This window comes from Ignavibacteriales bacterium, from assembly GCA_026390815.1.
Taxonomy (GTDB): domain Bacteria; phylum Bacteroidota; class Ignavibacteria; order Ignavibacteriales; family SURF-24; genus JAPLFH01.
In genome coordinates this window covers 106,464-121,983 of the sequence record JAPLFH010000007.1, presented here as the reverse complement: position 1 = coordinate 121,983, position 15,520 = coordinate 106,464, and the positions used below count along the sequence as shown (strand labels likewise).

Below are 15,520 nucleotides of genomic sequence, written 5' to 3'. Positions count from 1 at the left end.
GCCTTAAATTTTAACTTCGGTTTTTGTTTCAGCAGATTTATAAATAGATTCTATTAAGGACATTCTCAGCACGGCATCTTCGCTGGTAGACATATATGGAAAATCGCCTCTAAGAGCACCAATAAAATATCTCAATTCATTTTCATAGGATTTTTTGAAGATCCCTTTTTCATCTTTCAACTGTGCAGGAGAATAATCGATGTACTGATCATTTATTCGTTTATAAACTTTTAATGGATTAAGTTGCGCCCAACCTTTGGAACCATAAACTGTAAGTATCATTTGTTCTTTAACTGGTTTTGGCACCCAGCTTACTTCGATACCAATTACAGAAGAATCTTTACACCTGATAAAAGCAACAGCTGTGTCTTCAACTTCTTTTGTATAATGAAAGTAATGTTGGGCAGTAACAGTACTTACACTGCGGTAATCATATAACCACATTGCTAAATCTAAAAGGACGATACCCAAATCCAGAAGAACACCACCACCAGATTCGCTTTTCTTCAACATCCATTTTTCTCTGCTGCTTTGCTCTCTTGCCCAGGCAGCTTTTAAAAAATATAAATCCCCAAGTTCACCAGTTTTAATAATACTTTTCAAAAGCATTGATTCCGGTCTGAATCGTTGGTTCATTCCAATCATTACATTTCTCTTATTCAACTTTGCTTCTTCATTTATTAGTTCAGCTTCATCAAATCTTCTGGCTATTGGCTTTTCAACAAAAATATTTTTTTTGGCTTTAAGGCAATCGATGCCTACTTGTGTATGAGTGTTCGTTGGAGTCGCGATAATAACGGCATCCAATTCTACTTGCTCCAGCATTTTGTTATAATCCTGGTACCTGTTGGAAATAGAAAATTTATCAGCAACAACATTTAATCTGTTTTTATTTATTTCAGAAACAGCATTAATTTCAATATCCTTAAATTTAGAAAGAATTGGCAAATGAACCAGTTGTGAAATTCCGCCCAAGCCAATTATTGCAATTTTCTTTTTCCCCATTATAAAATTATCTCCTGGTGAGTTGCTTTTCCTTTCAAAAAGAGTTTAACTTTATCGGCAATTCCCAAAGCATCCAGTCCGAGTAGTTTATGCAATTCTTGTTGCGTTCCGTGCTCAATAAATTTATCCGGTATTCCTAATCGTAGAATTTCATTTCGATAATTTTTATCAGCAAAATATTCAACCACAGCGCTGCCAAAACCGCCCATCAAAGAATTCTCTTCTAAAGTAACAATTTTTTTATGTGTGGAAGCAATTCTATCAAGAAATTCTATATCGAGCGGTTTTATAAATCTCATATTTACAACTTCAGCATTAATTTCATTTTCCTTGAGTATTTCCGCCGCATTTAAAGAATTGTTTACCATAGAACCAACTGAGAGAATCGCAACATCGTCTCCGGTATTCAAAATTTCAACTTTCCCAATATCAATTTTTTCAAATCCATTTTTTATCTGAAGCCCGAAAACATTACCACGTGGGTAGCGGATTGCAACAGGTCCGTCTTTATACTCGATAGCGGTAAAGAGCATATTGCGCAATTCAACTTCATCTTTTGGAGCCATAACTACCATATTCGGAATCAATCTAAGATACGATAAATCAAAAGTACCATGATGAGTTGGACCATCAGCTCCCACCAGTCCGGCGCGATCTAAAATAAAAACTACATGAAGTTTTTGCAATGCAACATCATGAATAATTTGATCGAAAGCGCGTTGAAGAAATGTTGAATAAATTGCAACAACAGGAATTATTCCTTGTGTTGCCATACCGGCAGCTGAAGTTACAGCATGTTCTTCGGCTATTCCAACATCAATATAATTTTGAGGGAAAGCATTTTGTAAAATATCCATCCCTGTACCATCCGGCATTGCTGCCGTTATACCAACAACCTTAGGATTATCTTTTACAATTTCTACTATAGCTTCACCAAATATTTTTGTAAAAGATGGAAGCGCCCCAACTTTTTTAAAAGCTTTGCCGGTAAGTTTATCAAATGGAGTAGAAGCATGAAGACGCTGAACATGTTCTTCAGCTGGTTTGTAACCTTTTCCTTTCTGCGTTAATGCATGGATAAGAATCGGTCCTTTCAAGTGCTTAACATGCTCAAATAATTTTATTAATTGTGTAACATTGTGCCCGTTCACCGGTCCAAAATATCTGAAACCTAAAGCTTCGAACAGCATACCTGGAGTAATAACTGCCTTAATTCCTCCTTCAATTCTAGCTGCAATTTTTCTAACCCTGTCTCCCAAATTATCCATCTTTCCAGTCAAGTCCCAAATGCGTGCTTTGAATCTATTATATTCGGGGTGGGAAATCATTTCAGTAAAATAATTGGAAATCTGCCATACGTTTGGACCAATAGACATATTGTTATCATTGAGTACAACAATTAAATCAGATTTACGAACTCCGGCATTATTCATAGCTTCATAAGCCATCCCGCCAGTCATTGCTCCATCACCAATAACAGCAATTACTTTCTTGCTTTCCTTATTTAAATCGCGTGCAAGCGCAATACCCAGTGCTGCTGAAATTGAGGTTGAAGCATGCCCTGCCCCAAATGCATCGTATTCACTTTCACTTCTTTTAAGAAAGCCGCTTAGACCATTTAATTGCCTGATTGTATTAAGGGAATCTTTTCTACCTGTAAGAACTTTATGAGGATAAGCTTGATGACCTGTATCCCAAACAAGAATGTCATTCGGTGTGTCAAAAACTTTATGAAGTGCAACAGTTAATTCAACGGCGCCAAGACCACCGCCAAAATGTCCGCCAACCTGCGAAATTACATCGATTAAAAATTCCCTGATTTCTGAACATAAAAGTTTAAGCTCACCAGAATCAAAATCTCTAATATCTTTTGGAGAGTTTATCTTGGAAAGTAATTTATATTTAATTTCGTCATCCATCCTTTGCCTGTGTGCTATTCAACTTAATTCTTATGATGCTTTAATACAAGACCTAATTATCAAAAACAATTTGCTTAAGCATACTATTAAAAAATATGATTAAGTCGACAGTAATTCATTTATTCTTCAAATTCAGTTTCTTCAATTGTATTGTCTTCCAGATTTTTCTTAAATGAAGAAATTTTCAATTCGGCTTCTTTCAATTTGTTCATGCAAATTTTAGAAAGCTCAATTCCCTCTTCATAAAGAGATATTGCCTGGTCTAACCCAACTTCTTCGCTATCAAGTAAATTTGAAATTTCTTCTAATCTTTTTAAAGAATCTTCAAATGATTTTACATTGTTTTTTTTCATAAAGTTTTTTTCACTACAATTTCGTTATCGTAAAAATTTAATGATGCAGGTAGGTTCCCATCAAATTGTTTTGCACGACTTATTATTTTGGTATCCTGCCTAACAAGAACAAATCCTTTCTTCAAAATTTTCTTAAGGTCATTCGCTTCGAGATCTTTAACTAAAAGCTGGAATTTGTTTTTTATAGAGTTCAATTTACCATCGATCTTTTGTTGTACTCTATAAAAAAGATTATCTAATTCCTGAATTTTTATTTTCACCTTATCTTGCGGAACTCTAAAACCGTACGAGTTCATAATATTCCATATCATTTTCTTTTTGTCATCTAAAATATATGAAATAATCTCGGTTGATTTTAACGAAAATTCTTCTAAAAAATTCATTAAGTCTTCCTGGTTTGGTGTTACAATTTCCATTGCCGCAGAAGGTGTTGCAGCACGTAAGTCAGCAACAAAATCAGCAATTGTAAAATCAACTTCATGTCCAACGGCGCTAACAACAGGAATATTTGATGCGAAGATTGCCCTGGCAACTGCTTCTTCATTAAAAGCCCAAAGATCTTCCAATGAACCACCACCTCTGCCAACAATTATCAGATCAATATCTTTCTTAGTATTCAACATCTCAATACTTTCAACAATCGATATAGCGGCGCCTTCTCCCTGAACTTTGGAAGGAGCGATGACTAATTCAATCAATGGAAATCTTCTACGTGCAATGCTTATCAAATCCCTGAATGCAGCACCATCAATTGCAGTAACAATTCCAATTTTTTTAGCGAAAGAGGGAATTGGTTTTTTGAATTGTTCATCAAACAATCCTTCTGCTTGAAGTTTCCTTTTCAATCTTTCAAATGCTGCCTGCAGTTCACCCTCACCGGCTGGTTTCATTGAACGAACTTCTAATTGATAGTTGCCTCGCGGTGGATAAACAGTAATTCTTCCGCTAACTATAATTTTCATTCCATCAGTTGGTGTAAAGAAAACATAACTGTTTAATCCACGCCACATCGTACAATTAATTACTGCGGTGGAATCTTTAAGATTGAAATACCAGTGCCCCGAAACATGAGCTTTATAGTTAGAAATTTCTCCCTCAACAGATATATCCGTAAACTCTTCTTCAAGAGTTAGTTTTATCAGTTTTGTTAATCCGCTTACTGTAAGTATTTCGTTCATATTGAAATTTAGAAATGTTTTATCTTACAAGAAATGACATTTCTTTAGCCATTAAAATTTAACATTAAATCCAAACGTTGGAAGAATCGGGAACATACCGGTTGCTCTTTTACCAAGTTTTAAATCAGGTGTAACAAAATAATCATAATTAATTACATTTGTCCGGTTGTAAACGTTTATGACATCAAGGTAAAAATTCCAATCGTATCCCCAAAAGTTGGTTGCAGCCGTAAACCTTAAATCGAGTCTATGATAGTCTGGTTTTCTTGATTTAAAATAATTTTCTCTTCCACCATAATCTATATCGTACACAACTACAGGACCAGTTGAAGGATCCGAATAATTTCTTACAGTAACAATCTCCGGGGTTTCCGATATACCGTCTGCGTTTTCATCTTTTAGAATTACACGTGGTTTAATTCCAATTGCCTGAGTTACAGGAAATCCAGACCCAAACTGAAATCGTAATCCAATTGTCAACCAATTGTTAGCCTGGTAATCAAGAACAATATTTATAGTATGTCTTTGATCGAACCTAAATGGGAAATTATAATTTTCCTCGTATCTATTTGCCCATGCCAGTGTGTAGGAAATCCAACCGGATAAAATATTTGAACCAACTACGTTTTTCTTTTCTAAAAGAAACTCAAATCCATAAGCTTCTCCATTAGAATTATTAACTGGAACTTGGGTAGTTGAATCAGCACGAATCGGAACGGGACTTGTCCAGGCATCTTTAAAGCGAAGGTCTTTACCGGGAATTGACTCAGTAAAAAACTTTGTTCCAACAATTCTTTTTTGAACTATCAGATCATCAAACTTTTTGAAGTAAGTTTCAAATTTTGCATGCCATTCTTCGCTAAGCCATCTTTCTAAACTTAAAACATAATGAGTTGCTTTTTCTGCCTGCAGAGTTTTAGTATTTTTTTCACTTAAATCAAAAAGAACATATGCGTCCCGCATCTTTTCATATCCGGGTGATTGATAATAAATTCCCCAGACAGCACGCAGCGTTGTTATATTATTAAATGCGTACGAGAAGGAAAATCTTGGAGCAATATAATATTTATCCAGAATACCGGAATAATCAAAACGTAAACCAGGTTGCAGAAATAAATTTTGCGAAACCTTAAAATTATTTTGGACATAGAACCGGCTGCGTGAATAATCTTTAACATCTTTTAAACTGCTAAATGCCGCACGAAAGCTTGGATTGTTTACAAGTACCGCCCGAAATTCCGGTGAGAGTTTGAAGTTTAAATCGATAGTGGTTTGCATTAAATCATACCCAGCACCAGCTTCAAACTCATTGCTTCCCCAATTGATAATAAATTTATCATCAATGGAATATTTGCGGTATGCGTAAGTTGAATTAAAACCAAACCCAACCAGGTATGCAGCAAGCGTATCCGGTATTGCTCCTTTAAATCTATCGCGATCGATAGATGGATCCAGAACTTCTGCATCCAAACCAGAATCGCCTCCATTGCGATACCAGGATAAAATTACTTTATTAAGAAATTTTTGTGTTGGAGAATAATGCCATGCGAATCCTGCCAGATCATTTTTAGTTTGATCTTGTATTGCCACACTATCCGGGGTTACTCTTTTTGCTCCGCTTACAACATGAACTGCATCACGCGATAAAATTCCGTTAAGTAAAAACCGGTGCCCGCTAAATGGTCCAAATGTAAGCTTTGCTTGAAAATCATAAAAGTTTGGGAATGCCACATTATCTTCCACGAGTCCAGCCTTTTTAACAAACGGTTCTATAATTAAATCATAGTAAGTTCTTCGAGAATTAAACAACCAGCTTCCTTTTATGTTGAATGGATTTTTTCCTTCGAGAACTAAATTTGCGCTTACAATGCTTGCATTAATATTTCCTTTGAAAAGATTATTCTTAGTTCCTTCTTTGTTTGTTACATCAAGAACAGCAGAAAGTCTATCCCCATATCTTGCCGGGAAACCACCCGTTATTAAACTTATATCCGAAACAGCTTCCGGATTGAACATACTGATAACACCATATAACCGGTATGGACTGAATACTTCGATATCGTCCATTACAATTAAGTTCTGATCTGGACCGCTTCCGCGTATAACCAACTGAGATGAAAAATCATTAATAGCAAGCACCCCTGGAAGCGATTGCAATGCTCTTAGTACATCCTGAATTGCTCCGGGTAAAACTCTTGCACTTGATGGTTTTAGGCTAAGCAGGCTTACTCTGGTATCTCTTTGTCTCTGCACCCGGTTTCCAATAATTTCAACTTCAGAAACTTCAATTATAGTTTCCCGTAATACAACATTTAGTTCGAAGGTTTTGTTAGTCGTTATTTGAATATCGAGAGTATCTGTTAGATAACCAATTACACTAAACTTTACTTTATATCTTCCGAATGGAATATCGGCAACAAAATAGTTTCCATTAAGATCTGATACTGCACCAAGCCCGGTATTAATTATAGATACACTTACACCAGCTATTGGTGAATCTTTATCGGATACATTTCCTTTAATACTTCCGGTTTGCGGGAAGCTAAATGAAGTAAAAGTAATGAAGGATATGAAAATGTAAATTATTTTTTTCAAGCTGTTATAAAGTTTGTATCAAAAATTATAATCAAAATCAACAATGTTAACATTTCCCAAGTTGTAATAACTCCTGTATTGTTTACATGAAAAATACAGACAGGAATTTTAAAATGGAAACATTGATAAAAGGAAGGTATCCCATAACTTCAATTGAAATAAAGAAGTGATTAAAACCTTTGGAAAAAGAATTGCTAAAATAAAATATTTTACAGACTCGTTTTTAGTAATAAAAATCGATTAAATTCTTTTTATCCCACAACACAACAAATATGTATTGGAAACAACGGTTTCACCAGGAACTAATAGTTAAATTCTGTAAGTACTACTTTAATTATGTTTCAATTTTAAATTACACAACAAATATTTTCATTGGACACTTCACAAGGATTAGTAAATCTTTGTCGAGAAATTTAATTTATTTTTAAGCACCGCATTCTTAACCTCATTCTAATTAAGTAGCCCTGTTTGGTGGCATTCAGCATCATTATTTTTTAGCCGGCATCTTGCAAATGAAAGAACGTTTGGATAACATACCAGGTAGACAGCCAGGGTATCTTTCCACTATAACGTTAGGCATTTTTTAATATTGCTGAAAAACTAAAATGTAATTTTGGACCTTTAGTTGCTTTGAATCCTGCTTTCTCTGCTTTCTGTATTGTCATTTCAAATTCTGTTTTCGATACATGAAAAAACTTAGGTTCTACAATAAGAAATTGTCCTTTTTCAACCAGAAGATTTTTTAGTGCTTCGAATAACTTATCTTTATTCGGAACTTCATGAACCATATAAAAAGCTAAAATGAAATCAACTTTTTCCGGTACACTGATTTCCTCCTGATCGCTTTTTATAAGTGTTATTCTTTCTTCAATTTCTGTCCCTTGTATTTTATTCCTAATTTTTTGAAGCATTCCTTCCTGCAAATCAACCGAGAATAGTTTCCCGGTTTTGCCGATCATTTTTGCTATTTCAATTGAAAAAAAACCGGGACCGCACCCAATATCAAGAACCTTCATTCCTTCCTTAATATATGGCTCTAATAGTTTTTGAGGATTTTGTAACCACCTCCTAATTTTACTATCCAAAGTACCTGAAAGTTCTACGGGACAAACACGATTCTTATCATTACTCATAACCTTTCCTTTTTAGTTGTGTTTTACGATGCACACTTTATTTACCTTGTAAAGGGCAAACAATATTTTAAAATTTTTCAATTTCCTCAAACAATGTTTTCAATCCAACTGGTAATGATTTTCTTCCTACCCAACTTAGAAACTCCAGAGAATGACCGTGTTCGGGAAATATAAATACTTGTATATTTTTTTTATTAAGCTCTTCCGCCTTTTTTTTTAATTGAATAATTCCTTCCACCGGACAGTTTGCATCATCTGAACCATGAAACATATACACTGGTAGATCAAATCTTAAAATCCTGGTTCTATTTGGTTCAATTGTGTGGTGTTTATAATCCATAGCTACTAACGTTAAAATCTCTATTACCACCGCAAACCAAACAATTTTTTCTGTGAACACAAATAATATTTCCACACATCGAACATGCCCATTTTTGTTTTTCTTGTTTTGTGAATTTTCGAATACCAATTTCCTTAATTGTGTTTAAATTCTCAATCATACTCATACCATATTTAGTTCTATAGCGTTTATCAAGATTTTTAATTCTAATACAAGGATATTTTTGACAATTAAAACAATACTTTGATTTATTATTTGATAACAATTCACAATTTTTTATTGAACAATTAATGGAATGGTTAGATGTTTTAGAATTCGTTGATCGGCAGCCCGCACATTTATTTTTAACCCGATGATATGCCAAACATAATCCACAGTTCATTCCACAAGGAGCTATCAACAAAGATTTAATCTTAATATTTATTCTCAACTTTAGTTCCGAATTGTTGTTTAATAGCGTCCAGTGTGTTGCATAATCTCTGTTGGGAACAAGAACACCTACAAAATCAAGTTCAAGAATATGATCAAGAACTTTTATTGAATAATTTGCTTTTCAAATCGCCAGAAAACTCTTTTTACTTTTGCATTTGAGTAATGCATATAAAATGGAATTGGTCCAACCCACGGAATAATTGCTTTTACAAAACCGATTTCTTTCATATCAGCCAGGCAGCGGCGGTACAATACTCCCCCAACATTTTTTCCTCTTGCAGCTTCTGCTGTTCCCATCGGACCGAACCAGCCAGTTCCTTTGTTATTCCCTTCGTAGCCAGAAAAAGCAATTATCTTTCCTTCCATTTCAGCCAGATGAATTGAGATTGGATTATTCTCAAATGAAGATGTTACTTCACTTTCCCAGGCTTTGAAATTTTCTCTAATCCATCCAATTACTCTTTCTTTATCAGATAATTCCGCACGTTTTACTGATACTCCTTTTTGAGCAAGTACTTCCTCAGATTTCGTAGTTTCAAAATTTTGATATGCTAAATCTGCTTCAAGGTTGGAAGTATCTCCAATCTTCTTAAATCCTTTCCTTTCAAAAAAACACACTGCTTCAGTATAATAGGGATCTAATCCAGGCATAAAATAATTTGGCCACGATTCATAAACTCGAATCGCATTTACACCATCCGCTTTCATTTTTTCTTCCACAATTCCATAAAGATTGCTTGCAACATGCTTTCTTCTATCATTGGAATCAACACAAATCAATTTGATATATCCCATTTTGCCGGTTTCTCTTATTCGTATTACACCTTGAATAAATCCAACTAAATCCTGAGTGCTATCATTAAATCCAACAAGAGTAATATTCGGATTAAAATCTGGATCTTCGAAAGTTTTTTCTTTAAGAAGAAAGTCTGGCATAATATCGAGATTCATATTTTGCCTGCAAAGTTTTGCAACCGCCGGAAGAAGATCTTCAGAAAAGCGTTTAATGATCATTACACACCTAAAAATTAAGATTCAGAGAAAAGAAACTTGAATACAATCCAACGGTTATTTCATGAAAATCTCTGCTTTTATCATTTGGTTTTAAATTGTACCTGTACTTTGTATAAACAGTAAACACATCGTAAAATTTTACCAAACCGATCGATATTTCTGGACTAATGCCGTTGAATCCTTTAAAATTTGTAAACCAGTTTATACCAGGAGAAATGTATTCCAGGTAAGGAATTTCAAACACATGTTTGTACCCGGCTCGGAAATAATTCCTGGTTTCAGCGTTAAAAATATATGAATATTCTACTGCAAAATATCCAATCGGGTACCGCGAATTAAATGCACGAATAGAAAATATTGGAATTTCTTTAGTTAAGCTGAAATATTGTTTATCTTTTTGAACCACAAGTGTTGGAGATGGAAAACCAAAGATTACTCCGCCAAGACAGCACATAAATAAATAATTTGATTTTTCTACAACTTCCTGTTTCTGCTCATTTCCAAGTGATACATCATATTTTTCACTTTGGATTTCATTCCCTAAAGAATCTTTTACAATAATTACGAATGGTATAAATGAAGAATCAAATTTAAGTGCAGAAATATCAATTGAAGTTTTGTGATCCTCAGAAAAATTTTCACTTATCTTAAATTCATATTTGTTTTGAAGCATTACTTTGGATTGACATCTTCTGCTTGTTATAAAAGACAAGATAAATCTATTTGGTGTTTCCGGTGTTACATAAGAATCGATTAAAAATATTTCTAACGAATCTGAATTTGAAGCTTCTTCCTGCGCTTTAAGATCAATAAAAGAAGAAAGGAGAAATATTATAAAAAGCATTAAGTATTTTTTCATCATTAACCGCAAATTGTTTTTTAACAGATTTAATTTAACATAATTTATTCAAATTGTTAAGTAAGAAGTTTCTCGTGTGAATAGTGAAAATAAATTACATTATGATTCTTATTTTTTCTTTTCATTCTGATAGCATCAATTGAGTATCAACTCTTAAAGTGGTATATTTTCATAAAAAATATGGAGAATAAGTTGAGAATTCTTGTTAGTAATGATGACGGAATTGATGCAGTTGGAATTCAACTTCTGGTGAAGTCGTTAAAAGAAATTGGAGAAGTAACAGTGGTTGCACCACACAAAGAACAAAGTGCCGCTGGTCATTCAATTACAATGCAGGTTCCTTTAAGAATAAATAAAATTTTTAAGAACGGAGATTTTTTTGGTTATGCTGTTACTGGAACACCGGCAGATTGTGTTAAGATTGGAATCAGAAATATTATGGTAACTCCACCGGATATAGTTGTGTCCGGTATTAACAATGGATCTAATGCAGCAATTAATATAATTTATTCCGGAACCGTCTCAGCCGCGCGCGAAGCTGCAATTATGGATGTCCCGTCAATTGCTATCTCAGTTACAAACCACGCTCCTTTGCATTATGATTACGCTGCAAAGCTTGCCAGACTTCTTGTTCCGCTGGTTCTTCAGAAAGAAAGTGAAATACCGGTTGGAACTTTGTTGAATGTAAATGTTCCGGATGTACCGGAAGAAGAGATAAAAGGAGTGCTGCTTACTAAACAGGGCAAAACAAAATGGGATGATATTTACGTTGAACGTATCGATCCTTACGGAAGAAATTATTATTGGCTAACAGGCAACCTGATTGAGGTTGATAAAGAATTGGATAACGACCACGCTGCAATAAAAAATAATTATGCTTCCATCACACCAATTCATTTTGATTTGACAGATTACCAGACTTATGATAAAATGAAGAGTTGGAAACTTGAGGAGTTATTAAATGAAAAGAAAATATAACATTTACCAAATTGATGCTTTTACCGATAAACCATTTATGGGAAACCCTGCAGGCGTAACATTTTCTCCGGATTTAAGCGATGTTGAAATGCAGCTAATTGCCCGCGAGATGAATCTTTCTGAAACTGCTTTTATTAGTTCATCAGATAAAGCCGATTATAAATTGCGATGGTTTACACCAACAAGCGAGGTTCCGCTTTGTGGGCATGCTACAATTGCATCACTTCATTTTTTAAATGAACTTGGAAAAATTAAAAACAGAAACAATATTAAATTTGAAACCCTATCTGGTGTTTTAAATTGCGGCGTAAATGATGATGAATACTTTATGCAAATTCCAATTTTACAAATTGAGGAATTTGATGGTTATAACGAAGAGATTATTGAAGCTCTCGGAATCGACAATGCTTCGATAGATAAAGAAATCCCATTCCTTCTACCTGATAATGGCTATCTTTATGTTTGTACAGATTCTCTTAAAGCTATGAAGGAAATGACTCCTAACTTTCCTTTAATAAAAATACTTGGAGCTAAATATGGTTTTAACGCAATAAATATTTTTACTCTGGAAACTTATGATAAAGAGAGCTTTGCTCATTCAAGATTTTTTACACCTCATTATGGAATAGATGAAGATCCAGTAACTGGTTCTGCCAATGGACCACTTATGCTGGTGCTTAAGAAATTAAATTTTATAAAAGAAGTAAGCAAGCCAGTAACAAAAATATTTGAACAGGGAGATATTATTGGAAGGAGAGGGAGAGTAAGGGTAACTCACTATCCCGAAACAAATGAATTATACATCGGTGGAAAAGCTGTAACAGTTTTAAGTGGAGAACTTTCTTTTTAATGTTTAATATAGAAAAGATTAGTCTCAGTTTTACTTACTCCGCTTTCTTTTTCATTCTTGGTGCAATATTAATTGTTGCTTATTCAGTTTATGTTTATCGCCATACAATTCCCCAGGTAAACCAAACATTTAAAATCTTTTTAGTTAGCTTAAGAACATTAGCATTGTTGATGATTCTCTTTGCCATATTTGAACCAATCTTAAGCTTAACAAGAAAGAAAATAATTGAACCGGTTAATTTGATTTTTATTGACAACTCCAAATCCATCCAAATTGCTGACGGTACTGATCGGAAAGAATCGATAAATGAATTTTTAACTAAAGCTAAAAACGCTGGTTTATTTAAAAATTCTGAACTGTTTAGTTTTGGAAGTAAAGCAAACAAAAAAAATCCCGATAGTTTAAATGAACTTAAATTTGCAGAGCCATCAACTAACTTTGCAAAATTATTTGCAAGCATTAAGAATGAAGAAAATAACATTTCTTCAATCTCTATAATCAGTGATGGAGTGATAACGGAAGGTGTTAATCCGCTTTACAATGCTGAGAAACTTGGGATTCCTATCTTTACAATTGGCGTTGGAGATACAACAAAAAAGAATAATATTGAGATTAGAAAAGTTTTAATAAACGAGTATGTCTATGCTGAAACTCCAACAACAATAAGTGTCACAATTTCAAATACTGGATTCAAAAATAAAAACGTAACACTTAGTCTTTTCGAAGATAATCAACTAATGGAAAAGCAAAACATAAATTTGAATAATGAAGAATTATCAACGGCAACTTTAACTTATACACCACGGAATGCCGGAGAAAAAAAAATAACAATAAGTGTAAATGAACTTAGCGGAGAATCATCTGCCGCAGATAACAAAAAAATTGTTTATGTAAATGTATTAAATAATAAAATCCACGCACTCATTTTAGCAGGAAGCCCATCCGCAGATTTATCATTTATTAAAAATTCACTTTCTTCAGATCCAAATCTAAAAGTATCAAGTATAACCCAGATTGCATCAAATAAATTTTTGGAAAGTATAGATAGAAATAAACTGATTGATAGCGCCGATGTTTTATACCTTGTAGGTTTTCCATCCCAACAAACTTCATCAGAATTGTTAAATAAAGTACTTCAAGCCATCCGCGATAAAAATAAACCATTCTTTATTGTTCTTTCATCTGGATTAGATTATAATAAATTAAAGCTGCTGCAACCGGAACTACCATTTACAATTAAGACAATCGCCCCGGGTTCAAATGAAGTGCAGCCATCTATTTCGTTTGAAGAAATGGAAGATCCGTTATTAAAGAGTAACGCACAAAATGTTATTGAGGCTTGGAATAATCTTCCACCTATAAATAAAGATAATACCGAATTGCTTGCCAAGCCTGAAAGCAAAGTTCTTGCAAAAATCAAAATGAATAACATCCCGATAAACGCTCCACTGATTCTTACCAGAAAACTTGGCAGCAAACACGCAATTGCTATCCTTGCCAAAGATATTTGGAAATGGAAACTTCAAACAGCAGAGAAAAATCTTGATTTGTTTGATCGGTTTTTTTCCAGCAGCGTTAAGTGGATGAATACAAAAGAAGATCAGAAACTTGTTTCAATCAAATCATCAAAGAAAATTTATTCGCTGGGAGAACCGGTTGAATTCACAGCCCAGGTTTATAATGAAACACTCAATCCAGTTGATGACGCCGAAATATTGGTTAATGTTAAATCAGGACAAGAAAATTATTCGGTTAGTATGAACTCAATAGGTGGTGGGATTTACGAGGGGACCTTAGCAGTTAATAAATCTGGTGATTTTAAATTTGATGGCATAGCAAAGCTAAATGGAAAAACTCTTGGTACGGACATTGGGAAATTCAGTATTGGAGATGTTGAAATTGAGATGGTTAATCCAAGGATGGATAAAGAATTTTTAAATCTTCTTTCCGTACAAACCGGTGGGAAATTTTTCTTCAGTAAAGATTATTCGCAATATTTTAATTTGATAAAAAGTCTGAGTGAAAGAAAATCAAACATCAAACTCATCAAAAGCGAATTTAATATTTGGTCCAGCGAATGGCTTCTTATTATTGCTGTTCTTCTATTTGGAATTGAATGGTTTTTTAGAAAACGAAGTGGGATGCTTTGATTATAGATGGGGAATTATTTAATAAATATTACAGCAAAACTCAATCCTCTGTTTGATTTCATTCTTCCCCGTTTCTGTTCAAGCTGCAAAGAAAAATTAAAAGTTGATGAAAAGGTAATCTGCCGTAATTGCTTTTCTACAATCCAGATTGCATCCACAGAAAGAATCCAACATGAATTTGAGCGAAAGTTCATCAAAGAAAAAATCATATCAGGATTTTATTCTCATTTTGTATTTGAAAAAGATAAAGCACTGCAAAATTTAATTCATTCTTTGAAATATGAAAAGAAGTTTAAAAATGGAATTTTTCTTGGTGAAATAGTTGGTAATGAAGTAAAAGATAAATTGAAAGATTGGAAGATTGACTATTTGATCCCGGTTCCACTCCACTCAATTAAAAAAGCTGAAAGAGGTTATAATCAATCTTTCTTTATTGCAAAAGGGATTTCCAGACAAACCGGAATTCCAGTAAAGCAAAATTTATTGAAGAGAAGTAGAAATACAGGATCCCAAACAACAATGACTTTGATTGAACGAAAGGAAAATGTCGGTGGCGCTTTTACCATAAAAAGAAAAACTAATGTAGCTAATAAAAACTTTCTTTTAATTGATGACGTAATTACAACCGGTGCTACAACAGCAGAATGCGGAAAAGTTTTATTGGAAAGCGGTGCAAGTAAAATTTATGCTGTATCGGTGGCGATTGCAGATTAG

The 15,520-nt window shown here is 33.9% G+C and carries 13 protein-coding genes; 4 read left to right on the top strand and 9 right to left on the bottom strand.

Annotated features, from left to right (window positions below):
• Positions 1–3: 3 nt before the first annotated feature.
• From NTX22_03005 to NTX22_02965, 9 genes are all read right to left on the bottom strand, one after another.
• The gene (locus NTX22_03005) at positions 4–1,005 is read right to left on the bottom strand and encodes a Gfo/Idh/MocA family oxidoreductase (GenBank protein MCX6149475.1); all 1,002 of its coding nucleotides are present in this window, start codon (positions 1,003–1,005) and stop codon (positions 4–6) included.
• Entirely contained in the window at positions 1,005–2,924 is a 1,920-nt protein-coding gene (dxs, locus tag NTX22_03000; protein ID MCX6149474.1) for a 1-deoxy-D-xylulose-5-phosphate synthase, read from the bottom strand. The genes NTX22_03005 and dxs overlap by 1 nt, the downstream gene beginning before the upstream one ends.
• Before the next feature lie 119 nt (positions 2,925–3,043).
• Positions 3,044–3,277 carry an exodeoxyribonuclease VII small subunit gene (gene xseB, locus NTX22_02995; protein MCX6149473.1) on the bottom strand — a complete coding sequence of 78 codons (234 nt, stop codon included), beginning with the start codon at positions 3,275–3,277 and terminating at the stop codon, positions 3,044–3,046.
• On the bottom strand, positions 3,274–4,455 hold the full coding sequence (gene xseA, locus NTX22_02990; protein MCX6149472.1) for an exodeoxyribonuclease VII large subunit: 1,182 nt from the start codon (positions 4,453–4,455) through the stop codon (positions 3,274–3,276). Before xseA ends, xseB begins: the two co-directional genes overlap by 4 nt.
• A gap of 51 nt (positions 4,456–4,506) precedes the next feature.
• Positions 4,507–7,050 carry a TonB-dependent receptor gene (locus NTX22_02985; protein MCX6149471.1) on the bottom strand — a complete coding sequence of 848 codons (2,544 nt, stop codon included), beginning with the start codon at positions 7,048–7,050 and terminating at the stop codon, positions 4,507–4,509.
• A 572-nt stretch (positions 7,051–7,622) separates the two neighbouring features.
• Positions 7,623–8,183, bottom strand: coding sequence for a class I SAM-dependent methyltransferase (locus NTX22_02980; GenBank protein MCX6149470.1), 561 nt, complete (start codon positions 8,181–8,183; stop codon positions 7,623–7,625).
• A gap of 67 nt (positions 8,184–8,250) precedes the next feature.
• Positions 8,251–8,583, bottom strand: coding sequence for a hypothetical protein (locus tag NTX22_02975; GenBank protein ID MCX6149469.1), 333 nt, complete (start codon positions 8,581–8,583; stop codon positions 8,251–8,253).
• Positions 8,584–9,057: 474 nt separating this feature from the next.
• Positions 9,058–9,969 (bottom strand): GNAT family N-acetyltransferase, encoded by a 912-nt coding sequence (locus tag NTX22_02970; protein MCX6149468.1) that lies wholly within the window; start codon positions 9,967–9,969, stop codon positions 9,058–9,060.
• 7 nt (positions 9,970–9,976) lie between these two features.
• Entirely contained in the window at positions 9,977–10,828 is an 852-nt protein-coding gene (locus NTX22_02965; protein ID MCX6149467.1) for a hypothetical protein, read from the bottom strand.
• Positions 10,829–11,020: 192 nt separating this feature from the next.
• On the opposite strand from NTX22_02965, the gene surE reads away from it, so the two are divergent.
• Genes surE through NTX22_02945 form a run of 4 tightly spaced genes read left to right on the top strand, consistent with a single transcriptional unit; the run spans position 11,021 to position 15,520 of the window.
• Positions 11,021–11,806 (top strand): 5'/3'-nucleotidase SurE, encoded by a 786-nt coding sequence (gene surE, locus NTX22_02960; protein ID MCX6149466.1) that lies wholly within the window; start codon positions 11,021–11,023, stop codon positions 11,804–11,806.
• Complete coding sequence (locus NTX22_02955) at positions 11,790–12,656, top strand: PhzF family phenazine biosynthesis protein (GenBank protein ID MCX6149465.1); 867 nt, start codon at positions 11,790–11,792, stop codon at positions 12,654–12,656. The genes surE and NTX22_02955 overlap by 17 nt, the downstream gene beginning before the upstream one ends.
• Positions 12,656–14,806: a hypothetical protein gene (locus NTX22_02950; protein ID MCX6149464.1), complete on the top strand. Its 2,151-nt coding sequence runs from the start codon at positions 12,656–12,658 to the stop codon at positions 14,804–14,806. The genes NTX22_02955 and NTX22_02950 overlap by 1 nt, the downstream gene beginning before the upstream one ends.
• Before the next feature lie 6 nt (positions 14,807–14,812).
• Positions 14,813–15,520: a ComF family protein gene (locus tag NTX22_02945; protein MCX6149463.1), complete on the top strand. Its 708-nt coding sequence runs from the start codon at positions 14,813–14,815 to the stop codon at positions 15,518–15,520.